This is a genomic window from Nonomuraea sp. NPDC003754 (genome assembly GCF_053605785.1).
Genome location: NZ_JBSGJX010000022.1, coordinates 133,212 through 154,937 on the forward strand (window position 1 = coordinate 133,212; position 21,726 = coordinate 154,937).

The following is a 21,726-nucleotide window of genomic DNA, read 5'->3' on the forward strand; positions in this document are numbered from 1 at the left end:
GGCGGCCCTTGGTGGCTCTGGTGGGGGCTCGGTCGGAGGGGTCAGGTGGCCGGCCGGGGCGGTGGCGCGGTGGAGCCGAGCACGTGGCAGGCCAGTTGCAGCGCCAGCCTCGTGGCGCGGTCGTCGAGGTCGTAACCCGCCTCCCTGATCCGGTCGAGGCGGGCCGTGACGGTGTTGCGGTGCACACCGAGGCGTTCGGCGGCCCGCACCGCGCCGCCCTCGCCCAGCACCGCGCCGAGCGTCTCCAGCAGCGTGCCGTCCCTGTCCATGGCCAGCAGCGGCTGGAGCACCACCGTCGCGGGGGCCATGAGCGCGCTGGCCGGGATGGCGGCCAGGAGCTCGGCGGGGCCCATCCGGTCGGCGCGCGCGACGCTTCCCGCCCGCGCGAGGAACGCCGCCGCCTCGGCGCCGAGCAGCGACTCCCCCATCGCCCGCAGGTCGGCGACAGGAGTGCCGACGCCTGCCGCGCACGGCCACGGCAGCGCCTGTACGGCCCGGCCGAGCCGTTCGGCCAGGTGCTCGGGAGGCAGCGCGGACCAGCCCGCCCAGCCTCCGCCCCTGGCGACGACCGGTACCTGGCCGACGGTCGCGACGATCACGGCGCGTGCCCGTTCCGCGTCGCCGGGGCTCGGCCCGCGGCCCGTCGGCCTGATCATGAACGCCGCCATGGGTCCACGCACGGCCCATCCCAGCGCCACCGCCCTCGCCCACACCCCTTCACCCGCGGGCTCCTGCTGCCCTTCACCGCCGCGACCCGCGCCTCCACGGACGGCGCCTCCCTTACCCGGGCCTGCTTGGAAGGCGTCACCCCGACCCGCGTCTCCCCGACCCGCGTCTCCCCGGACCGCGCCACCCCTGCCCGCGCCTCCCTGAAAGGCGCCACCCCTGCCCGCACCTGCCGACCAGGCACCACCCGGGCTCTCACCTACCGGCCAGGCACCACCCGGGCTCTCGTCCTTACCGATGGCACTACTCTCGCCCTCGCCCTTCCGGATGCCACGACCCGGGCACGCGCCGGTCGGAGACGCACCGGCTCTGCCGGTGGCCTCCTGGCGGACACCACCGGCGCCCTGTTCTTCGGGGCGAGGAGAGACCTCCCCGGTGCCTGTGGCGACACCCCCGATGCCCGTGAGGGCGGCCTCGGTGCCCGCCGCTCCGGTGGCGGCCTCGGTTCCCGTCGCTGTGGTCGCGGCGTCGCTGCCCGTCCGCATGCCCTCCTCAGTGCCCTTGATGGCGGCCTGGATACCCGTCGCCGTCGTGGCGGCCTCGGTGCCCGCCGGCGCGCCTTCTGCGCCCGTGATGGCGGCCTCGGCCAGGAGACGGTCGGCGAGGGCCGACTGGAGAGCGAAGTCGCTCGACGCCGCCAGCCGTTCGGCCGCGACCCACGCCGTCATTGGGGCGACGGCGAGGCCGAGCACCGCGCGCACCACCGCCGGCCACCCCGCCGACCGTGCCGGCCCGGCCGCCACCAGCCTGCCCAGCGCCGTCCCTTCAGGGCCGGTGACCTCGACCTCGACCGGCCACGGCCCCTGACCGGCCGGCGCCAGCGCGGCGGCACGCCCGGCCAGGCGCGTGCCGTACGGGTCGACGAAGGCCACGGAGGTGCCGGGCAGCTCCGCGTTGAGCACGCCCAGCACCCGGCGCGCCGAGGCACCCGCCTCGGCCAGTCTGGTCGCGCAGCGGGCGACGAGCTGGGTACGCGCGGCAGAGGGACGCGCCGCCGCCGACGCCACCTCCACGGCCGTCACCAGCGGATCGGCGGCCACGACGATCAGCGTGATGCCGAGGCGTTCGGCGAGCACCGCGCTCGATCCCATGCTCGATCCCGTCCCTGCCGCTTCGGCGGGCGCGATCACGCACGCTGCCGCCTGCTCCCACGCGCGCCGCATCGCCATCTCCACCGCCCAGCCGCCGCTGGCCGCCGCCCCGATGAGCACCACGGCCGTGTGCGGCGCCACGCTGGAGAACACCGACAGGTCGTCGACGATGCGCACCTGGTGGACGGGGTGCTCGCCGCTGCCGTACATCCGGGCACCCGCCAGCGGCCCGCCGTTGACCAGCTCGGCCACGGTGACCGGCGCCTCCCAGCCCCGCACCTCACGCCCCTGAGAGCCACTCACCTGCATCTCCCGCCTCCGCGCCCGGCGCCGTGCGCCTCGTACCCGCACGACCCCACCGCGCCCCTGACGACCCTGAGCACCGGCCCCGGGCACCTCGCCTTCACGACCCTCCGCACCTCCACCGGGCAGTAGGTGACGCACGACGACGGCGTCATAGCGGGACCCCGAACGCCCGCAGCCCGCCCAGCGCGCGCCCCTCGTCGGTGTGCCAGGCAGGAGCGGCACGCAGCACCAGGACCTCCACCCGCATGCCGGGCCTGGCCTTGTCCACGTCCACCACCATCCCGTCGGCCGAGGAGATCATGCAGATCTGGTCGGGCGCCATCGCCACCGGCGCCCCGTCGGCCAGCGCGAGCACGATCTCGTTGTGCGCCTCCAGCCGTACCAGCCTGCCGAGTCCCTCGCTCTCCTCCACCACGATGCTCGACGGCAGCGACGGCATCGCCAGGTCCGCGCCATGTCCGCTGCTGCCCTCGACCGCGACGATCCGTCCCACGCACAACCGGCGCACGCCGTACGGGGCGGCGGCCGAACGCGGCGCTCCCGGCTGTCCCGCCGCCATCAGCATCGACACCGTGCCCGGAACCAGCACCCCGGAGAGGTCGGCGGCCCGCATCGGGTAGCAGGCGGCCAGCCCCCACCCGCCGAACGACAGCACCAGCGGCCGCAGTGTCTCCTCCACCCTGCCGGGCGCGGTCTCCAGCAGCACCAGTTCCCCGGCGGGGCCGGCCAGCGCCAGCGGGGTGGGGCTGATGCCGCCCAGGGTGTAGGTGGTCTGCTCCACCAGCGGGAACACCCTGCCGGAACCGTCGCCGTCCACCAGCGGCAGGCCCAGCGCCGCCGCCGCGATCAGCGGGAGGAGGGCGTTCTCGGCGGCCAGGTTCAGCGCCACGACGGCGCCGGCGCGGGTGCCGAGCCGGCGTTCGAGGGCCTGTACGGCTCGCGCGGGCTCACCGCCTTCGGGCAGTTGCTCCCCCATGGCCGTCGTGGAGCCGACCAGCGTGACAGCGACGCACAGGGTGTCGGACGGCAGGTCGGTGGCCGGTACGAGCCGCACCGGCGTGTCGAGGACGGCGCCGGCCCAGTCGACGGCCAGGTGGAAGGCGGACTCGGCGGCGCCGGTGGCGAACAGCCGCGACCCCGCGGCGAACACCGGCAGCTCCGCCCGCCCGATCATGTCCGACCGCCCGATCACGGCCGCCTCCGCCACGCGGTCCGCTGCCAACCCAAGGACTGCACGGAGGGCCGGACGTGCGAGGCACGACCCGCCCGAGCTCGCAGCCGCCGGCCGAGGGCGGACGGCGCGGCGGTCATGGGGTGGTCCCCTCGGCGGTGACGCGTACCCGGTAGAGGCCGTCGGGAAGGTACGACAGCGGGTTCACCGTCAGCGCCTCGATCCGCGCCGAACCCGGGGCGGCCCCGGCGCTCACCACCCGTGTCAGCGCCTCGTCGCGGGCGTCGTCCACTTCCCTGTCCAGTTCGGCCCTGCCCCGTGCCCGCACGATCCGTTCCACCCCGGCCACGGGACTCGCCAGCGTCGCCCCGTAGGCCGCCGCCTCCCCTGCGGGGTCCGGAGACGGGTCACCACCGGCGGCCGTGGGCGGGGCCGGCCGGCCGCGCAGGGCGGCGGCGGTGCCGCCACGGGCACACACCAGCGGGTAGCGGCGGAAGTAGGAGGAGGACACCAGCCCCTCGCCGGTCCGCGCCACGTACAGCGGGATGCCGGGCAGCCACGCGGCCAGCGCGTCGGCCACCCGTTCCGCCTCGGGTCGCAGCGACGCGTTGAGTATCGCCTCGCGCTCCCTCTCCCGCAGTCCCGGCCTGCCGAACTCGTACGACAGCGTGATGCGCGCTCCCGGAACCTCGGCGGCCACGAGGTCGGCGACGGCCAGCTCGTGGTCGGCGAGAGTGGGCGAGCCCGTCGCCGTCACCGCGAAGTCGAGCAGACCGCAGCCGGCGGCGAAGAGGCGGACGGCGTCGGTGTCGAGAGGGGCGAGTGGGCGGCCGGTCAGGCTGTGGCCGCCGCGGACGATCGTCGCCCTGCCTCTGGGGTGAGGGACGTGCGGGCCGAGGACGGGCGGGCACGGTCCGCCGACCCTGATGGCGGCCACCGGCGCGGCCGGGACGTCGGCGAGGTCGATGGCCAGGCAGGCCGCGCGGATCTCTTCCGGTCGGATCGTGATACGGGTCTCGGGGTGGCCCGTCCGGCTTCCAGGGCGCTCGTTCCCGCGGCGCCCGCCGGGGGAGCCTCCGGCGCCGGTCGGGCCGGACGCGGCGCGACGGCCGGGATCGCCGGCCCGGCCGGGCGTCCCCCGATCAGCGGGAGCCCCTGGAAGGCCGGGCGTCCAGGGAAGACCGGGCCTGCCAGGAAGACCGGGCCTGCCAGGAAGACCGGGCGCGGCAGGAAGACCGGAGGTGCCAGGAGGACCAGGGGCGCCGGCAAGACCGGATGCCCCAGCAGGGCCGGGCCCGCCAGTAAGACCGGATGCGCCGGCAAGACCGGACAGCACGAAGACGTCCGCAAGACCGGGCAGGAAGGGGCCGAACTCGTGAGAGCCGACAGCGTGAGGGCCAGCAGCGGGGGGATCGACAACGTGAGGGTCGACAACGTGAGGGCCGGCAGCGTGAGGGTCGACAACGTGGGGGGCGACAACGTGGGGATCGGGGCCGGCCGCACCGGAGGATGACCACGAGGCGATCGGGACGCCGTCGCGGACGGCCACGACGGTGGTCGCGTGCCGCCCGAGCGCGACGCCGAGGATCATTCCAGCTCGCGCCCCTCGGTCTCCGGCAGCGGCACCGCCAGCAACGCCGTGACCACCATGAACGCGTTGATCACCAGCATCGTCGCGGTGAACCCGGTGGCGTTGGCCAGCAGCGCGCCCACCGCGGAAGGCGCCAGCGTGGTGGCGATCAGCTGGGCGGCCGTCGCCCACGAGTAGCCGGTGCCGCGCAGCGCCGTCGGGTAGAACTCGCCGTTCCAGGTGTTCCAGACGCCCCACGCGCCCAGGCTGAAGAACGACAGCACGAAGTTGCCCGCGTACAGCTCGAAGGTGGAGTCGGCCAGGGCGAACCACAGGCCGCCGAGCGCCGCCGCCACGACGTAGACGAGGAAGACCTTCTTGCGTCCGAAGCGGCCGGTCAGCAGGGAGGCGCTCACGTAGCCGGGGATCATCATCAGCGCGCTGAGCGCGGCGAAGCCGAGCGAGGCGTCGAGGGTGAGGCCCTTCTCCTGCAGCAGCGTGGGCAGCCAGGTCTGCAGGCCCCAGTAGCCCCAGTTGAAGGCGAAGTTCAGCAGCAGCATCGCCACGGTGATCTTCGTCAGCCCGCCGCGCAGCAGGTCGAGCGGGTTGCCCACACGCCGGGCGGCGACGGTGAAGGTGGCGTCGGTGTCGGGGCTGCCGAGGGTGCGCAGCACCTGGCGGGCTTCGTGCTGGCGGCCGCGGGCGGCCAGCCAGTACGGCGACTCGGGCACCCACGCCCTGATCGCGAACGCCCACAGCCCGGCAGCCGCGCTGGCGATGACGACGACGTGCCAGCCGAGGTCGCCGAGGGCGACCGAGGCGCCGATGGCGGCGAGCATGCCGATGGGCCAGCCGATCGACAGGTAGACCGCCGCCCTGCCGCGGCTCCTGGTGGGCAGCAGTTCGAGGAAGTAGGGGAAGGTGACGGTGTAGACGCCGGCGAGGGCGAGCCCGGAGGCGACGCGCAGCGTGACGAGGGTGGCCAGGTTCGGGGCGAAGGCGGAGGCCAGGGCGATCACGCCGTAGGACAGCAGCGACCAGAAGCAGGTGGGCTTGCGGCCGATGCGGTCGGCGAGCGGACCCCACACCAGCGCGCCAGGGATCATGCCGAACGCCACGGCCGACAGGACGACGCCGACGCCCGCCTGCCCGATGCCGAACTCCTCGCCGAGGTCGCCGGAGACGTAGATGAGCGCGAGCTGCTCCCACGACTCGATGACGAAGGCGATGAACAGGGCCAGGGCGATCAGCACGTGCCGTCGGGTGAACGGCATGCGGTCGAACGCGGACCCGATGGGCAGGGTCCGGGCGTCGGTGGCGGTCATGGGTGCTCCTCGGAGGAGGGGGGCGCTGCACGGATATGGCGCACCATAGGACCGCCCCCTCTCGCTCTCCGTGTGCACGACGCCCATGCGGGCGGGCGCGGCCTGTGCACCACGCCCTCGCGCTTCAGGATACGCCCAGGTCAGAGGGTGTTCTCGTGGACGTGCACGATGAGCCACTCGTCGTCGGAGCGCCGCAGCACGGTGGTCGTGCGCACGGTCTCCGACGCGCCGGTGGCGTAGTCGACGCGCAGCAGGTAGCGGGCCAGCGCGGTGTCGCCCCACACGTCGACCACCTCGTCGTAGGCGGTCACGCCCGTCTCCTGGGGGCCGTCGGTGGGCCGGGCGTCGCGCACCTTTTCCAGCTGGGCCCTGCTGGTGATCAGGTCCGGCGCGGCCGAGTCGAAGATCGTCGCCTCGGGGTGCAGCAGGCGGTCGATGCCCGCCCTGTCGCCTCTGGTGTAGGCGTCGTACATGCCGGTCACAACCGCCCACACTGCCTGGCGTGTCATCGTTGGCCTCTCATTCCTGCTCGGTATCCGGTAGACCCAGACACTTTAGAGCGACCCGGGAACCGGCGGGTCACCCGCACCACAGGCGGTGGAAGACGTAGCCGCGTTCCTTCAGCGTTTTGATGATCTTGGGGAGGGCGGCGACGGTCTGCCGCCGGTCGCCGCCGCCGTCGTGCAGCAGCACGATCCCGTCCGGCTCGACCTGCTTCAACACCCGTCTGGCGATGGTCTTGGCGCCGGGCCTGGCCCAGTCCTGCGGGTCGACGGTCCACAGCCGCACCCGCTTGCCCAGCGCCGCGGCCTCCCTGCGGACCTTCTTGTTGACCGCCCCGTACGGCGGGCGCAGGCATCCCGGCGTGTAGCCGGTCTGCTTCCTGATCTCGGCGTCGGTTCGGAGCACCTGGCGTTTGAAGACGGGCCACGGCAGGAGCCGCAGGTCGGGGTGCGACCAGCTGTGGTTCTGCAGGCTGTGCCCCTCGCTGAAGATCCGCCCGGCCAGCGCCCTGTGCTCCTTGATGTTGGCGCCGAGCAGGAAGAAGGTGGCGTGCACGTCGTTGGCGCGCAGGATGTCGAGCACCTTGCCCGTGTACTCCGACGGCCCGTCGTCGAAGGTGAGGTAGACCACCTTCTGCTCCGGCGCCACCGCGGCGTGCGCGGCGGGCGCCGGGCCCAGGCCCACCGCCGGTCCCGCCGTCACCATCGTCGTCGCCATCGTCATGGCCACGACCGGCACCAGCGCACGCCAGCCCACCATCGTCCCCCCTCGCCCCCGGTTACGTATCTCGCTTATCCATCCTGTCGCATACGAACGGGGCATAAGATCTCTATTACCGCATCAGGTGTATCACTCTCTGGTGAGCTCATGCTCCAGCTGCTCCAGCTCGGCCCCTCCGGCCATGAGGGAGGTCAGCTCCTGCCGGCTGATGTCGGCCTTGCCGTACTCGCCGAGGCTGGTGCCCCTGTTGAGCAGCAGGAAGCGGTCGCCGACCGGGTAGGCGTGGTGCGGGTTGTGGGTGATGAACACCACGCCGAGGCCGCGGTCACGGGCCCTGGCGATGTAGCGCAGCACCACCCCCGCCTGCTTGACGCCCAGCGCGGAGGTGGGCTCGTCGAGGATGAGCACCCTGGCGCCGAAGTGGACGGCCCTGGCGATGGCCACCGACTGGCGTTCGCCGCCCGACAGGGTGCCGACCGGCTGGTCGACGTCGCGGATGTCGATGCCCATCGCCCGCAGCTCCTCGCGGGCGACGCTCCTGGCGGTGGCCACGTCGAACCTGCCCAGCGACTTGACCGGCTCGGAGCCGAGGAAGAAGTTGCGCCACACCGACATCAGGGGGATCATCGCCAGGTCCTGGTAGACGGTGGCGATGCCCCGGTCGAGGGCGTCGCGCGGGCTGGTCAGCCGCGTCTCGCGGCCGTCGATGAGCAGGGTGCCCGAGTCGTGCTGGTGGACGCCCGACAGGATCTTGATGAGCGTCGACTTGCCCGCGCCGTTGTCGCCGAGCACGCACGTCACCTGTCCAGCCGTCACGCCCATCGAGACGTTCCGCAGCGCGAGCACGCTGCCGAAGCTCTTGCCGATGTCCCGCGTTTCCAGGATCAATGCTTCACCTCTTCCGCGTAGCGGCGGACCATGTTGTTGGCGAGGGTGGCCAGCAGCAGCATCGCGCCGAGGAAGAACATGAACCAGTCGGCGTCCCAGCCGAGGAAGACGATGCCCTTGTCGGCCATGCCGAAGATGACCGCGCCGATGGAGGCGCCGATCGCCGAGCCGTACCCGCCGGTGAGCAGGCAGCCGCCGATGACGGCGGCGATGATGTAGATGAACTCCTGGCCGATGCCCGCGTTGGCCTGCACGGAGGTGTACCGCAGCGCCATGATCGAGCCGACCAGCCAGGCCGCGCACGCCGTCGTCATGAACAAGGCGATCTTGGTACGGGCGGCCGGCACGCCGACGGCCCTGGCCGCCTGCTCGTTGCCGCCGACGGCGAAGATCCAGTTGCCGGCGCGGGTGCGCATCAGCACCCACGTGGCCACGATCGTGATCAGGATCCACCACAGGATCGCGACCCTGAACCCGCTGTCGCCGATGGTGCCGCCGAACACCGTCCGTGCCGACTCGTAGCCGGAGGCCCGGCGCAGGCCGCTGACCTGCACAGTGCCGGTGATCATCTTGGTGACGCCCAGGTTGATGCCCTGCAGCATGAGGAACGTGCCCAGCGTGACGATGAAGCTGGGCAGCCTGGTCCTGGTGACGATGAGGCCGTTGGCGAAGCCGACCGCCAGCGCGACGACCAGGCCGGCCAGCATCGCCAGCCAGACATTGAACCCGAAGCGGGTGGCCAGCGTGACCAGCACCAGCCCCGTGGTGCCGGTCATCACGCCCGCCGACAGGTCGAACTCGCCGCCGATCATCAGCAGCGCGATCGCCACCGCCATGATGCCGAGCGTGGCGGCCGGGTCGAGCCAGTTGGCGATGCCGCGCACCGAGCGGAAGACCGCCGACTGGCTCGCGAAGAAGGCGAAGACCACGATCGCGCCGACCACCGCGCCCAGCTCGGGCCTGATCAGCAGGCGGCGGACCCGGCCGACCTCGCCCAGCCGTTCGTCGGCGGTGACCGAACTCATCTGGTGCCGCTCTCTGCCAGCTTGGCGACCTGCGCGGCGTTGTCCTTGGTGACGAACCCCGGCCCGGTGTTGACGGGCAGGCCGCCGCCGACGGTGTTGAGGTTGGTCTTGTACAGGTACAGGAACGTGATCGGCAGGTAGCCCTGCAGGTACTGCTGCTGGTCGACGGCGAAAAGGATCTCGCCGTCCTCGATGGCGGTCACCACGTCGCCCGACAGGTCGAAGGTGGCCAGCTTGGCCTGCGAGCCCGCGTCCTTGAGCGCGTCGCGGGCGGCGACGGCCACGCCGGGGTTCAGCGTCAGGACGCCGTTGATGGACTCGTCGGCCTGGACGCGCGCGGCCACCTTGGAGCTGACGTCGGCCTGGTTGGAGCCGTCGACCTGCAGCCGCTCGACCGAGCCGCCCAGCGTCGCCTCGGCGCCCTTGCACCGCTGGTCGAGGCCGACGTTACCGGCCTCGTGGATCACGCACAGCAGCTTGGTGACGCCCGCGGCCTTGAGCTGCTCGCCCGCGCCGCGGCCGGCCACGTCCTCCGACTGGCCGACGTGGGTGAGGGCGCCGAACTCCTTGGAGCGCTCGAGGCCGGAGTTGATGGTGATCACGGGGATCTTGGCGGCGACCGCCTTGCCGATCGACTCCTTCAGCGCGTCGGGGTTGGCCATGGAGACCACGAGCCCGTCCACCTTCTGGGAGACGGCCTGGTCGATGAGCTGCGACTGCTTGCCCGCGTCGCCGTCGCCCTGGTAGGTCACGGTGACGCCGTACTGCTTGCCGGCCGCTTCGGCGCCGTTCTTGACCACGTCCCAGAAGGCGTCGCCGGGTCCGGCGTGGGTGATGACGGCGAAGTTCATCCCGCCGGCGGGCGCGGGTGCGGTGGTCGGCGAGGCGCTCGCCGAGGCGGTGGCGGCGGCCTGGTCGCCGCCTGCCGAGCATCCCGTGAGGGTCAGCGCCCCCAGCAGGGCCAGCACTATCGGGGTCCGGTTCATGCGACACCTCCATGACCATCTGGCTCGTCCTCGATGTAACCGCCGCATTACCCCTGCGTCAACACTTTGTCGTGACATTAGGACTTATAGATGTTCTTGTTACCCCGGGTTGCCTCGGCGGCCTCGAATCGTCGTCCCCTATGTCGCCATTCTCCGCCGTGACCTGCTGCGGACCGAAGCCGCCACCGCGATCGCGGTCGCCGGCACCTACACCGGGGTACGGATCACGTTCCCGCGGCCGACCTGGCGGCGAGCCGTTCGACCGGCACGTACGGCTCGCCGAGCCCGAACGCGCCGGGGCCGAAGCAGTCCAGCGCCGCCGGGGTGCGCATGATCTCGGGCGTGGAGATGGCGTAGACCGTCAGGCGCTGCCCGTAGGCCAGCGCCTCGGTGGTCACCGGCGCCCCGGTGTCGGTGTTGAGCGTGCAGATCAGGTCGGGGACGATGGCCACCACCTCGCCGTCGCGGCGGGCGACGAGGTGCTCGTTCTGGAAGGTGATCACCATCCGGTCGCCCGGATCGTCCAGACTGGCCAGCGTCACCTGGCCGCGGGCGAACCCGGCGACGGTCCTGCGGTCGATGTCGACGACCTTGCCGCGGAACAGGACCAGGCCGTGGCTGTAGATCGTGCCGGCCAGCGCCGCGGTGAGCACCTCGAACGGGTCGTCGTGCCGGGCGCGCGCCTGCCGGAGCGCGGCGCCGATCCGTTCGGCCAGGCCGAGCGTGCCCGGTACGGCGGTGCGGCGCACGGTGGCCGCGTCCATCGGGTAGTCGCAGATGTAGGCGGCCCCGCCCATCTCGACCGTCATGACGCGGGCCAGCCGTTCCATGCGCACGTTGTCGTCGCGGGCGTCGATGATGGCCACGTCGCCGTGGTCGGAGGCGATCGACATGGGCGAGCCCGGCACGCCGTACACGGCGAAGGTCTCCATCTGCAGTTCGGGGAAGGCCCTGCCCATCCCGTCGGCGTCGATGACCGGCAGCCCGAGCTGGGCGCCCAGCAGCAGCGGCATCATGCTGTTGAGGCCGCCGCACTCGATGGGCATGGTGGCCGCGGCGGTGCGGCCGAGGTGTTTCTCCAGCGCCCGCAGCGCGGCGACGTTGCCCTGGCCGGACGGCGGCCGTTCGACGAAGACGGTGGGCGCCCCCATCATCGCCGAGGGCAGCACCAGGGCGTCGTCGGGCAGCTCGTCGACCGGGATGATCGTCACCTGGCGGCCCGCCCGCAGCTGCCGCTCGACCAGCAGCCTGCCGATGTAGGGGTCGCCGCCGCCGCCCGTGCCGAGCACCGCCGCCCCCTCGGCCAGGTCCCGCAGCCCCTCCAGTGTCAGGTTCTCGCCCATCACACCCGCACCTCCTCGATGCCGGCCGGGCCGCTCAGTCGCAGCTCGCCGACCGCCTTGACCCTGACCCGTACGGCGTTGCCCGGCAGGTAGGCCACATGGATCTCGTCGATGTCGACCACCTCGACGGTGCCGGGGTCGGCGCCCGCCGCGATCGCCCGTTCCACGGCCTCGGCGCGGGCCTGATCGAGCACGTCCGCGCGCGAGCAGGTGGCGGTGATGGCGAACAGCCGGTCGACCTCGCCGCCGATCTGGCCGGTCGCCGCGCCGATGGCGTTGGCCACCGCGTGATGCTCGGGCCGGTGGACGGCGGGCACGCCCTCCAGGCGGTCGGGCATCAGCACGCTGCCGCCGCCGACCACGACGACCGGCAGCGGGCTGGCCGAGACGCGCATCCGGTCGACCAGTTCGCTCACCCGGCCGGCCATCCAGGCCACGCCGCGCCTGACCAGCTCGCGGTCGAGGTGCCGGACAAGGGAGGGGTCGCCGATCTCGGCCATGCCCGCGGCGACCGCCAGGTCGGTGGCGGTGACAACCCGGCCGCCGAAGACCAGCGCCTGGCCGGTCAGCTCGTAGCCGACGCTGTCGGGGCCGATCCGCAGCGCGGGCTCGGCGGTGACGCGGCTGCCGCCGCCCAGCCCGATCGACAGCACGTCCGGCATGCGGAAGTTGGTGCGCACGCCGCCGATGTCGACCTCGCCGGTGGCCTGGCGGGGGTAGCCGCCGCTGAGCACGCCGACGTCGGTGGTCGTGCCGCCGATGTCGACCACGGCGCAGTCGGCCAGGTCGGCCAGGAAGGCCGCGCCGCGCATGGAGTTGGTCGGCCCCGAGGCGAAGGTGCGCACCGGGTAGCGGCGGGTGTGCTCGGCGTCCATCAGCGTGCCGTCGTTCTGCGACAGGTAGAGGGGCGCGTGGATGCCGACGGCCCGCAGCGCCCCGGTGAAGGCGTCGACGATCTCGTCGGCCAGGTCGCGCAGGCAGGCGTTGACGACGGTGGCGTTCTCGCGCTCCAGCAAGCCCACCCTGCCGATCCGGTGGGACAGGCTGATCCGCAGGTGGGGCAGCTCGGCGAGCAGGATGCCCGCCGCCGTCTCCTCGACCTCGGCGTTGACAGGCGAGAACACCGAGGTGACGGCCACGGTGTCGATCTCCTGGGCCGCCAGCCCGGCCGCGACGCGTTTGAGCTGGTCCGGGTCGAGCGGGGAGATCGGCCTGCCGTCGAACTCGTGCCCGCCGTCGCACAGGTGGACGCTGGGATCGACGGCTCGCACCAGCCGCTCGGGCCAGTCCGCCAGCGGCGGCAGCGCCGCCGTCGCCGGAAGGGCCAGCCGTACCACCGCGGTGCGGGCCAGCCGGCGCCCGGTCACCAGGGCGTTGGTGAAGTGCGTCGTGCCGATCATCACGGCGGTCACGCGGGCGCGGTCGACGCCCGAGGCGGCCAGCAGCTCGCGCAGGGCGGTGACGACGCCGCCGGTCACGTCGACGGTGGTCGCGGTCTTGATCTCGGCCAGGACGGTGGTCCCGTCCATGAGGACGGCGTCGGTGTGGGTGCCGCCCACGTCGATCCCGACACGCACAGAGGAGCTCCTGTCTACGCGGAGAGGGGTGGGAGGGGATGTCAGGCGGGGCCGGTGGTGCCCTTCGGGGCGGCGGCGGTGAGACCGAGCCTGCCCGCGATCGCGTAGGCGGCGAAGGCCACCAGCAGGGCGTTGAGCGCGGGGATGCCCCACGCGACGTACTTGCCGACCAGCGCGGCGCCGAGCCAGATGGCCAGGGCGGCGGGCGCCCACCCCGGGGCCGTCTCGGGCAGCGTGCCCGCCTGCCGGGAGGCGTCCAGCGCGGGACGCCAGCGGCGCACCACGAAGTACTCGGCGACCATGATGCCCGCCACCGGCGGGATGGCCACGCCGAGCAGGACGAAGAAGTCGACGAGATGGTCGAGGATGCCGGCGGCGGCCAGGCCGGTGCCGATCACGCCGAGCGCCACGGTGACCGCGGCCCTGCCGGTGCGCAGGCCGAAGGCGGTGTACAGGGTGTTGGTCATGCCGAGCGAGGCGGCGTAGAGGTTCCAGTCGTTGATCTTCAGGGTGGCGGTGACCAGGACGATCGTGCCCACCGCTCCGGACGTGCTGGTGACGATGGCGATCACGTCGCCGGTGCGCAGCGCGTGCGCGAGCAGCACGCCGACCAGGGCCACGGCGTACTCGCCCAGCGTGATGCCGAGCACGGTCTGCTTGACCACGTCGGCGGCGCTGCGGTTCCACCGGCACATGTCGGGCGAGATGACCGCGCCGACGATGAAGCCGCCCGCGACGATGGTGGCGCCCTCGGCCAGGCTCAGTGCCGGTCCCGGCGGGGCCGAGGCGACCAGCGCGCCCAGCGGCTGCTTCGACAGCTCGACCGCGATCGCCCAGCCGGCCAGGGCCAGGAAGGCCGGGACGGTGATCCACGCGGTCCAGGCCATCCCGGCGAAGCCGTGCACCACGATCGCCGTCACCGCCAGCCCTGCCATGATCGACCAGACCCACACCGGCGGCCCGCCCAGCAGCGAGGCCAGCCCCTGGGCCAGGACCGCCGACTGCACGCCGAACCAGCCGAGCAGGCAGACGGCGACGACCATGCCCACGATGCCGGCGCCGTAGCGGCCGAACCCGGCCCACCGGGCCAGCACGGTCGTCGAGAGGCCCTCGCGCATGCCCGCGATGCCGACGGCGATCGCGACGATCTCGAGGATGACGGCGCCCACGGTGATGGCCAGGACGGCGTCCCAGAAGGTCATCCCCATGCCGAGGGTGGCACCGAGCAGGAACTGGCTCAGCGCGCTCAGCATGCCGAAGCGCTGGACCGCGACCGTCAGCCAGCCGTAGCGGGCCGAGGCGGGCACCCGCTGGAGCGCGTAGTCGTCACGTGCGAGGCCTTCGTCGGATAACGCGGGGGTGATCGCCGCATCGGACATCCAGCCGCCCCTTCCCGTCAGGCGATGTATGGGGTGTCTGCTGCGACGCTAAGGTCCCCGGCGATCATTGGGAAGAGGCTTGATCACATCCATCTAGAACGGAATTGTATGTTCCGCTATATGCTGGGGGCATGACAGCAGCACCCATGAGCGGCCGCCGTGCGCAGGCCGCGCGCAACGACGAACTGATCCTGCAGGCCGCCAGAGCCGTCTTCACCGCCGACCCCGGCGCCCCGATCGCGGCCGTGGCCGAGCGCGCGGGCGTCGGGATCAGCGCCCTCTACCGGCGCTACGGCAGCAAGGAGACGCTGCTGCAGAAGCTCTGCGGCGACGGGCTCAAGCTCTACATCGCCGCCTGCGAGAAGTCGCTGGCGATGGACGGCGACCCGTGGGAGGCCTTCGCGGCCTACATGCGCGACATCGTCGAGGCCGACAGCAGCTCGCTGACCATCGCGCTCGCGGGCACCTTCCAGCCCACCGAGGAGCTCCACCGCGACGCCGCCCGGGCCGCGGAACTGGCCACCGCGGTGCACCGCCGGGCGGTCGAGGCGGGGGTGCTGCGCCCCGACGTCACCACCGCCGACATCGCGCTGCTGTTCGAGCAGCTGGCCTCGATCAAGCTGGGCGAGCAACCGCGCACGGTGGAGCTGCGCCACCGCTACCTGACGTTGATGCTCGACTCCATGCGGCTGCCGCCCGCCCACCGGCCGCTGCCCGGCCCCGCCCCTTCGGACGAGGAACTGTCGCGGCGCTGGGCCCCCCGCCCCTGACGCCCGGCGAGCGCGGACCCCGGCCCGGCGGGGCGTCAGCGGGCGCGGGCCAGGGAGCGGCGGGCTGTTCAGCGGACGCGGGCGGGCGCCAGCGGGCACGGGCCGGGACGCGGCCGGGCGCCAGCGGGCACGGGCCGGGACGTGGCCGGGCGCCAGCGGGCACGGGTCCGGGCGCGGCGGGGCGTCAGCGGGCCAGCCGGTCGGCCAGGTCGAGGGTACGGCGGGCGCGCGCCACGACCGGCGCGTCGACGAACCTGCCGTCGGGCAGCGCCACCGCGCCCACGTCGCCGGCCAGCTCGGCGGCCGCGACGATCTCCCGCGCCCTGGCCACTTCCTCCGGGGTGGGCGTGAACGCCTCGCGGATCACCGGCAGCTGCCGGGGATGGATCGCCGCCCGGCCGTACAGCCCCAGCGCCCTGCCCCGCCTGGTGGAGGCCAGCAGCCCGGCCTCGTCGGCCACATCGGCGTAGACCGACATCGCCACGGGGGGCAGCCCCGCCGCCGCCGCGGCCAGCACCGCCTGCACCCGCAGGTGGTCGAGGGCCGCCTCGTCGGTGATGGACAGCTCGGCCATCAGGTCCTGCTCTCCCAGCGCCACCCCCGCCACCCTGGGGTGGGCGGCGACGGCGGCCGCGTTCACCACGCCGGCGGCCGACTCCAGCAGGGCGTGGACAGGGACGTCGAGATCCACCAGGTCCAGCGTCGCGACCGAGTGCACCTTGGGGACCCGCACGGCGGCGAGCGGCAGGCCGGCCAGCGCCCGCAGGTCCCGCCGCCCGTGGTCCGTGGCGGGGTCGTTGACCCGCACGTGCACGGACGGCCCGCCCTGATCCCAGCCGGCGCCGTCGACCCGCGCGCCCACCACCGGCGCGCCCTGCTCCCCGGTGGAATCGCCGGCACGCGCACCCGCGCCGGGCCCGCCGCGGTCCCCGGCGGCACCGGCGGCATCGTCGGCGCGCGTTCGCGGGGACGACGGGCCGGTACGCAGGAAGTCGACGACGTTGCGCCTGGCCGCGTCCTTGCGGGCGGGCGCGACCGCGTCCTCGAGGTCGACGATGACCACGTCGGCCCCCGACGCCATGGCCTTGTCGAACCGCTCGGGCCGGTCCCCCGGCACGTACAGCCAGGTCAGCGTCACGCCACCACCCCGTTCTCGCGCAGCTTCGCGATCTCCTCGAGCGCGTAGCCGAGCTCGCCGAGCACCTCGTCGGTGTCCTGGCCGAGGCGGCGGCCCGTCCAGCGCACCTCGCCCGGCGTCTCCGACAGCCGGAACAGCACGTTCTGGACGGTGACCGAGCCGAGCTCCTCGTCGGGCAGCTCGATGAAGGTGTTCAGCGCCGCGTACTGCGGGTCCTCGGCGATGTCGCGCACGTCGTAGATCGGGGCGATCGCCGCCTGGGCCTCCTCGAAGCGGGCGACGACCTCGTCGGCGTCGCGTTCGGCGATCCAGGAGCCGACCGCCTCGTCCAGTTCCTCGACGTGCTCGACCCGGCCCGCGCCGGTGGCGAACCACGGCTGGGCCACCAGGTCGGGCCGTCCGACCAGGGTGACCACGCGCTCGGCGATGGTCTGCGCGCTGGTGGAGACGGCCAGCCAGCGCCCGTCGCGGGTGCGGTAGGTGTTGCGCGGGGCGTTGCTGCTCGACCGGTTGCCCGTACGCCGGGGGACCGCGCCGAGCGCCTGGTAGGCGGTCATCTGCGGCCCGAGCAGGCCAAGGATCGGCTCGATGATCGCCATGTCGACGACCTGCCCGCGGCCGGTCCGCTCGCGGGCGTGCAGGGCGACCATGATGGCATAGGACATGGCCAGGCCGGCGATGCCGTCGGCGAGGGCCAGCGGCGGCAGCGTCGGCGGGCCGTCGGGCTCGCCGGTCATCGCGGCGAAGCCGCTCATCGCCTCGGCCAGCGTGCCGAACCCCGGCCGCCCCGCCATCGGCCCGGCCTGCCCGAACCCCGTCATCCTGGCCACGATCAGGCGCGGGTTGAGCTCCATCAGGTGTTCGGGCCCGAGGCCCCAGCGTTCGAGGGTGCCGGGCCGGAAGTTCTCCACCAGCACGTCGGCGCCGCGCGCCAGGCGGCGCAGGATCTCCTGCCCCTCGTGCGCGGACAGGTCGACGGCGGCGGCGCGCTTGTTGCGTGACAGCGACTTCCACCACAGGCCGACGCCGTCCTTGGCGGCGCCGTGCCCGCGTGAGGGGTCGCCGCGGCGGGGATGCTCGATCTTGATGACGTCGGCGCCGAAGTCGCCCAGCATCATCGCGGCGGACGGCCCCGCGAACAACGTCGCGACGTCGATCACCCGGATATCGGCAAGACTGGTCATAAGTCCTATATCTTATAAGTTATGCGACAGCCCATGAGCAAGGCGGACTACGTCTACGAGGTCCTGCTGGACGAGATCCGCACCGGGCAGATCCCCGGCGGCACCGCCCTGCGCGCCGCCGCCGTCGCCACCCGGCTCGGGGTGTCGGTGACGCCCGTCAGGGAGGCGCTGCGCCGCCTGGAGAAGGACCGGCTGATCAGCTACGAGGCCCACCACGGGGCGACCGTGGTCGACCTCGGCGACGACGCGCTGGAGGAGTTCTACGGGGTGCGGGCCGTGGTCGAGGGCCTGGGTGCGCGTCTGGCGGCCGGGCGCATCGCCGCGGCGCAGCTGGCCGAGCTCAGGCGGCTGCACGAGTCGATGGTCGCGGACGCCGCGGCCGGGCGGCACGACCTGCTGGGCGGCCAGTCGGAGGAGTTCCACCTGCGGATCGCCGACATCGGCGGGCCCGCCTTCCTGGGCCGCCACGCCAGGGCGGTCAGGGCCAGCTTCCCCGTGCCGACGGGGGCGTCGCTGTGGCTGGACCCCGAGGTGGCCGAGCGGCAGCTCGACGCGCACGAGCGGATCCTGATGGCGCTGGAGCGCGGCGACGGGGAGACGGCCGAGCAGATCATGATCGAGCACGTGAAGGCGGGTGCGGCCCACCGCCGGGCCTGACGGCGGGCCCGGCGGGCGCCGCGTCGAGCGGACGGGCGGGGCCGGAGCCCGCGCGCCGAAGCGGTCGCGACTGTCCGAGAGTCGCGCGCCGGAGAAGACCGGCCCCGCGCGGTCAGGCGGCCACGTCGGCGAGGGCCGAGGCGGCGAGGTCGAAGCCGCCCACGTGGGCCAGGTAGTCCCCCGGCACCAGGGGGTCGCCGAGGTAGACGCCGCCCGCCTGCCGTACCAGGAGCGCCCCCGCCGCCACGTCCCACGGGTTCGACAGCCGCCCGTAGGCCACGTCCGCCCACCCGCCGGACACGTGCGCCAGCTTGAGCGCCGCGCTGCCCAGCCGCCTGACCGCGGCGAAGGAGCGGACCACCGCCGCGTAGCGGTCGAGCGCGGCCTGGCCGTCCTGGTCGAGGTCGCGCGGGGTGGGGTAGCTGCTCAGCAGCATCGCCTCACGGTCGCGCACGGCGCCGCGCGAGCGCAGCGGGACCCCGTTGCACCAGGCGCCCTCGGTGGAGGCGGTGAACTCGTCCTCCCGCACCGGGTCGTAGACGACGCCCGCGACCAGCTCGCCCTCCACCGCGGCGGCGATCGACACGCAGAAGAACGGGATGCCGGCGGCGAAGTTGGCGGTGCCGTCGATGGGGTCGACGTACCAGGTCACCTCGCCGGATCCGGTGGTGCCACCCTCCTCGCCCACGATCACGCTGTCGGGGCGGTGCGAGAGGATCACCTCGCGGATCGTCTCCTCGGCGGCGCGGTCGTGCTCGGTCACCGGGTCGTGGAAGTCGCGCTTGGTCTCGACGGGCGGGCGGGAGCGGAACGCCTTGCGCAGCGGCCCGCCGACCGCCCTGGCCGCCTCCGACGCGATGTCCAGTAGTTCGGTCATGTCTCATATCCTTGCCGCTCGGCACGCCAGCTGCAGCGCCAGACGCTGCTGCGGGTCGTCGAGGTCGGCCTGCAGCAGCGTCTCGATGCGCCTGATGTTCCTGCTCACGGCGTTGCGGTGCATGCGCACCTCCTCTGCGGCCTTGGCCGGCGAGCCGTGGTGGTCGAGGTAGGCCCTCAGGATGTCCAGCAGCAGTCCCGCCCTCTTCTGTTCCAGTATCGGCTGCAGCAGTTCCCGCACCGCCTGCTGGGCCGCGTCGGAGGAGTACCACTCCTCCAGCATCCGGTCCAGCCCCGCCAGGTCGTAGGTGGCCAGCGCGGCCGGGCTGCGGCGCAGCGCCGTACGGGCCTCCGACGCGGAGGTGCGCAGCCCGAGCAGGCCCTGGTGGGCGGTGCTGACGCCGCAGCGCAACCGGGCGCCCGCCGGCGGTACCCGCTCGAGGAGCAGCGCGGCGTCCGCGGCGGCGGCGCGCAGCCCCGCCCGCCCCTGGTCGCGGGGCGTGGTGCGGACCACGATCAGCGCGCCGTCGGCCATCGCGACGCTCCATTCGGGACCGACCAGGTCACGCACCACGCGGCCGGCCCGCGCCGCGACGGTGTCGAGCAGCGCGTACGGCTCGGGCCCCTCCACGCGCAGCACCACGTGCCAGCCGTCGACGGGCAGGCCGAGCGTCCGCGCCCTGGGGGCCAGCTCCTGGGCCTGCTTCTCCGGGGCGATCAGCAGCTCCGTCAGCACCTGGGCACGCGAGCGGGCGGGCGGCTCCTCGGCCGGTCCGGCGGCGGCGGCCAGCTCGGCCAGCCGCAGCACGATCCTGGTCGCCCGCCCGAGGTGGTCGTCCCGTTCGGGCGCGGAGAAGTCGGCTCCCACCTCGACGCCGAGCGCCGCCCCCGCCGCCTCGGCCATCCGGGCGGGCACGCCGCCCGCGCCGAGCACGCCGCGTACCGCCTTGTCGGCCCGGACAAGCGCGTCGGCGGCGTCGCCCGCGATGGCCCTGTCGAGGGCGACCACCAGCTCGGCCAGGTCGCCCTCCGCCGCCAGCAGGGCGATCCCGGCCCGTTCGGCCAGCGCGGCGGCGCCGCGTCCCACCTCCACCGGCGCCGTCAGCACGAGCGCCGCCGCGCCGGCCGCGCCCGCGTCCCGCAGCGCCACCTCCAGGCGGTATCCGGCCGCCTCGCGCGCCGCGGCGGCGGTCAGCACGAGCACGGCTCCGCCCGGCTGTGACACGATCCGCCGCAGGTCCTCCACCAGCCGGACACCGGTGGCCCGGCGGCCGCTCATCGGCCCGGCCAGATGCCGCAGGCCGTCCACGCCATCCATCTCCGAAGTGTGCCACGGGCACACTGACCATCCAATGAGGTTCTGCCAGCACACCATGCATGACCTCGGAGTTCCTACTGTGGGGACATGCGCATCGACACCGCGTCACTGCCCGCCTACGCCAGGGGATGCGCCGTCCTCGGCTCGGGCGGCGGCGGCCCCGTGACGATCGCCAGGGCCGCCGCGCTCCAGGCGCTGGACGACCACGGGCCGGTCCGTGTCGTCCAGCCCGGCGAGCTCGACCCCGAGCTGCTGGTGATGCCGGTCGGCAGTGCGGGCTCCTCCGCGGTGATGTCCGAGCGCGTCGGCGGCACCGACGAGCCCGTGCACCTGCGCCGGCAGATCGAGCAGCGGTACGGCACGCCCGTCGGCGCCGTGCTGGCCAGCGAGATCGGCGGCGCGAACGGCTGCCTGGCGCTCACCTGGGCCGCCCGCCTCGGCCTGCCGCTGGTCGACGCCGACGGGATGAGCCGCGCCTTCCCCCGCATGAACCAGACCGTGATGGAGCTGCGCGGCATCTCCGCCACTCCCGCGGTGATGTGCGACGGCCGGGGCAGGACCGTGGTGATCGAGCACGTGGACGGGCGCTGGCTGGAACGGCTGGTGCGCGCGGCGCTCGAGCCGTTCGGCGGCCAGGCGGCCACCACCGAGTACGTCATGCGCGGCCACCAGGTCGCGTCGGCCACCGCGCTCGGCTCGGTCACGCGCGCGCTGCGCCTGGGCACCGAGCTGCCCGCGCCCCTCGTCTCCGGGAAGATCGCCGAGACCGGCTCGATCGTCATCGAGGGCCTGGGCGCCGATCTCGGCCGGCTGGTGCGGATCGAGGCGGGCACCGAGTTCCTGGCCGTCCTGGAGGACGGCGCGCCGCTGGCGGTGGTGCCCGACGTGATCGCGCTGCTCGACGCCCGCACCGGCGAGGTCGTGGACACCGAGCACGTCAGGTACGGCCTGCGGGTGTCGGTGGTGCGGGTGCCCTGCGACCCGGTCTGGTACACCGAGGAGGGGCTGCGCCTGGCCGGCCCCGAGGCCTTCGGCCTCACCGGCCTGGCCGTTCCCGTCCGCGGTCTCCCTGACACCCCCTCCGCTCCCCCTTCCGCACGGCGACCAGCCCTCGCTGCGCCGTGGGTGCCGATGCGCCAGTAGATGTCAACCGGCATGGACGTCCTCCCTGG

At 73.6% G+C, this 21,726-nt stretch carries 19 protein-coding genes; 3 read left to right on the plus strand and 16 right to left on the minus strand.

Annotated features, from left to right (window positions below; genetic code table 11):
* Positions 1 to 41: 41 nt before the first annotated feature.
* The 12 genes from ACWEVS_RS26460 to ACWEVS_RS26515 all read right to left on the minus strand — a co-directional run bounded on the left by ACWEVS_RS26460 (position 42) and on the right by ACWEVS_RS26515 (position 14,611).
* The gene (locus tag ACWEVS_RS26460) at positions 42 to 2,120 is read right to left on the minus strand and encodes a PucR family transcriptional regulator (RefSeq protein ID WP_452553851.1); all 2,079 of its coding nucleotides are present in this window, start codon (positions 2,118 to 2,120) and stop codon (positions 42 to 44) included.
* Between the two features lie 151 nt (positions 2,121 to 2,271).
* Positions 2,272 to 3,345 carry a DUF917 domain-containing protein gene (locus ACWEVS_RS26465; RefSeq protein ID WP_452553852.1) on the minus strand — a complete coding sequence of 358 codons (1,074 nt, stop codon included), beginning with the start codon at positions 3,343 to 3,345 and terminating at the stop codon, positions 2,272 to 2,274.
* Between the two features lie 85 nt (positions 3,346 to 3,430).
* Positions 3,431 to 4,231, minus strand: coding sequence for a hypothetical protein (locus ACWEVS_RS26470; protein ID WP_452553853.1), 801 nt, complete (start codon positions 4,229 to 4,231; stop codon positions 3,431 to 3,433).
* 650 nt (positions 4,232 to 4,881) lie between these two features.
* Positions 4,882 to 6,189, minus strand: a complete 1,308-nt coding sequence (locus tag ACWEVS_RS26475; protein WP_354916283.1) for an MFS transporter — start codon at positions 6,187 to 6,189, stop codon at positions 4,882 to 4,884.
* A 140-nt stretch (positions 6,190 to 6,329) separates the two neighbouring features.
* A complete protein-coding gene (locus tag ACWEVS_RS26480; RefSeq protein WP_449925009.1) occupies positions 6,330 to 6,698 on the minus strand; it encodes a nuclear transport factor 2 family protein in 369 nt (122 codons plus the stop codon).
* A 70-nt stretch (positions 6,699 to 6,768) separates the two neighbouring features.
* Positions 6,769 to 7,452, minus strand: coding sequence for a polysaccharide deacetylase family protein (locus ACWEVS_RS26485; protein ID WP_452553855.1), 684 nt, complete (start codon positions 7,450 to 7,452; stop codon positions 6,769 to 6,771).
* 90 nt (positions 7,453 to 7,542) lie between these two features.
* Entirely contained in the window at positions 7,543 to 8,301 is a 759-nt protein-coding gene (locus ACWEVS_RS26490) for an ATP-binding cassette domain-containing protein (RefSeq protein WP_449925015.1), read from the minus strand.
* On the minus strand, positions 8,298 to 9,326 hold the full coding sequence (locus ACWEVS_RS26495; RefSeq protein ID WP_449925018.1) for an ABC transporter permease: 1,029 nt from the start codon (positions 9,324 to 9,326) through the stop codon (positions 8,298 to 8,300). The genes ACWEVS_RS26490 and ACWEVS_RS26495 overlap by 4 nt, the downstream gene beginning before the upstream one ends.
* On the minus strand, positions 9,323 to 10,312 hold the full coding sequence (locus ACWEVS_RS26500; RefSeq protein ID WP_354916298.1) for a sugar ABC transporter substrate-binding protein: 990 nt from the start codon (positions 10,310 to 10,312) through the stop codon (positions 9,323 to 9,325). Before ACWEVS_RS26500 ends, ACWEVS_RS26495 begins: the two co-directional genes overlap by 4 nt.
* Positions 10,313 to 10,536: 224 nt before the next feature.
* Positions 10,537 to 11,655, minus strand: coding sequence for a DUF917 domain-containing protein (locus ACWEVS_RS26505; RefSeq protein ID WP_449925024.1), 1,119 nt, complete (start codon positions 11,653 to 11,655; stop codon positions 10,537 to 10,539).
* Entirely contained in the window at positions 11,655 to 13,232 is a 1,578-nt protein-coding gene (locus tag ACWEVS_RS26510; RefSeq protein WP_452553858.1) for a hydantoinase/oxoprolinase N-terminal domain-containing protein, read from the minus strand. Before ACWEVS_RS26510 ends, ACWEVS_RS26505 begins: the two co-directional genes overlap by 1 nt.
* Positions 13,233 to 13,273: 41 nt before the next feature.
* Positions 13,274 to 14,611, minus strand: a complete 1,338-nt coding sequence (locus ACWEVS_RS26515; protein WP_452417476.1) for a purine-cytosine permease family protein — start codon at positions 14,609 to 14,611, stop codon at positions 13,274 to 13,276.
* 131 nt (positions 14,612 to 14,742) lie between these two features.
* On the opposite strand from ACWEVS_RS26515, the gene ACWEVS_RS26520 reads away from it, so the two are divergent.
* On the plus strand, positions 14,743 to 15,381 hold the full coding sequence (locus ACWEVS_RS26520; RefSeq protein ID WP_449925033.1) for a TetR/AcrR family transcriptional regulator: 639 nt from the start codon (positions 14,743 to 14,745) through the stop codon (positions 15,379 to 15,381).
* 184 nt (positions 15,382 to 15,565) lie between these two features.
* On the opposite strand, the gene ACWEVS_RS26525 is transcribed toward ACWEVS_RS26520, so the two are convergent.
* Both ACWEVS_RS26525 and ACWEVS_RS26530 read right to left on the minus strand, forming a co-directional pair.
* Positions 15,566 to 16,519 carry an HpcH/HpaI aldolase/citrate lyase family protein gene (locus tag ACWEVS_RS26525; protein WP_449925036.1) on the minus strand — a complete coding sequence of 318 codons (954 nt, stop codon included), beginning with the start codon at positions 16,517 to 16,519 and terminating at the stop codon, positions 15,566 to 15,568.
* On the minus strand, positions 16,516 to 17,703 hold the full coding sequence (locus ACWEVS_RS26530; RefSeq protein WP_452553860.1) for a CaiB/BaiF CoA transferase family protein: 1,188 nt from the start codon (positions 17,701 to 17,703) through the stop codon (positions 16,516 to 16,518). Before ACWEVS_RS26530 ends, ACWEVS_RS26525 begins: the two co-directional genes overlap by 4 nt.
* 21 nt (positions 17,704 to 17,724) lie before the next feature.
* Between ACWEVS_RS26530 and ACWEVS_RS26535 the strand changes: the two genes are divergently transcribed.
* A complete protein-coding gene (locus ACWEVS_RS26535; protein ID WP_452553862.1) occupies positions 17,725 to 18,360 on the plus strand; it encodes a GntR family transcriptional regulator in 636 nt (211 codons plus the stop codon).
* Positions 18,361 to 18,472: 112 nt separating this feature from the next.
* On the opposite strand, the gene ACWEVS_RS26540 is transcribed toward ACWEVS_RS26535, so the two are convergent.
* Positions 18,473 to 19,237, minus strand: a complete 765-nt coding sequence (locus ACWEVS_RS26540; protein ID WP_354916318.1) for an inositol monophosphatase family protein — start codon at positions 19,235 to 19,237, stop codon at positions 18,473 to 18,475.
* A 3-nt stretch (positions 19,238 to 19,240) separates the two neighbouring features.
* Positions 19,241 to 20,554: a PucR family transcriptional regulator gene (locus ACWEVS_RS26545; protein ID WP_452553864.1), complete on the minus strand. Its 1,314-nt coding sequence runs from the start codon at positions 20,552 to 20,554 to the stop codon at positions 19,241 to 19,243.
* Positions 20,555 to 20,641: 87 nt separating this feature from the next.
* Between ACWEVS_RS26545 and ACWEVS_RS26550 the strand changes: the two genes are divergently transcribed.
* Positions 20,642 to 21,697 (plus strand): DUF917 domain-containing protein, encoded by a 1,056-nt coding sequence (locus ACWEVS_RS26550; RefSeq protein ID WP_452553866.1) that lies wholly within the window; start codon positions 20,642 to 20,644, stop codon positions 21,695 to 21,697.
* Positions 21,698 to 21,726 lie beyond the last annotated feature (29 nt).

Excerpts from the sequence above, each read along its gene's own strand:
- ACWEVS_RS26475 (WP_354916283.1), bottom strand. The coding sequence starts at position 6,189 with ATGACCGCCACCGACGCCCGGACCCTGCCCATCGGGTCCGCGTTCGAC.
- ACWEVS_RS26480 (WP_449925009.1), bottom strand. The coding sequence starts at position 6,698 with ATGACACGCCAGGCAGTGTGGGCGGTTGTGACCGGCATGTACGACGCC.
- ACWEVS_RS26485 (WP_452553855.1), bottom strand. The coding sequence starts at position 7,452 with ATGGTGGGCTGGCGTGCGCTGGTGCCGGTCGTGGCCATGACGATGGCG.
- ACWEVS_RS26495 (WP_449925018.1), bottom strand. The coding sequence starts at position 9,326 with ATGAGTTCGGTCACCGCCGACGAACGGCTGGGCGAGGTCGGCCGGGTC.
- ACWEVS_RS26500 (WP_354916298.1), bottom strand. The coding sequence starts at position 10,312 with ATGAACCGGACCCCGATAGTGCTGGCCCTGCTGGGGGCGCTGACCCTC.
- ACWEVS_RS26505 (WP_449925024.1), bottom strand. The coding sequence starts at position 11,655 with ATGGGCGAGAACCTGACACTGGAGGGGCTGCGGGACCTGGCCGAGGGG.
- ACWEVS_RS26515 (WP_452417476.1), bottom strand. The coding sequence starts at position 14,611 with ATGTCCGATGCGGCGATCACCCCCGCGTTATCCGACGAAGGCCTCGCA.
- ACWEVS_RS26520 (WP_449925033.1), top strand. The coding sequence starts at position 14,743 with ATGACAGCAGCACCCATGAGCGGCCGCCGTGCGCAGGCCGCGCGCAAC.
- ACWEVS_RS26530 (WP_452553860.1), bottom strand. The coding sequence starts at position 17,703 with ATGACCAGTCTTGCCGATATCCGGGTGATCGACGTCGCGACGTTGTTC.
- ACWEVS_RS26535 (WP_452553862.1), top strand. The coding sequence starts at position 17,725 with ATGCGACAGCCCATGAGCAAGGCGGACTACGTCTACGAGGTCCTGCTG.
- ACWEVS_RS26540 (WP_354916318.1), bottom strand. The coding sequence starts at position 19,237 with ATGACCGAACTACTGGACATCGCGTCGGAGGCGGCCAGGGCGGTCGGC.
- ACWEVS_RS26545 (WP_452553864.1), bottom strand. The coding sequence starts at position 20,554 with ATGGATGGCGTGGACGGCCTGCGGCATCTGGCCGGGCCGATGAGCGGC.
- ACWEVS_RS26550 (WP_452553866.1), top strand. The coding sequence starts at position 20,642 with ATGCGCATCGACACCGCGTCACTGCCCGCCTACGCCAGGGGATGCGCC.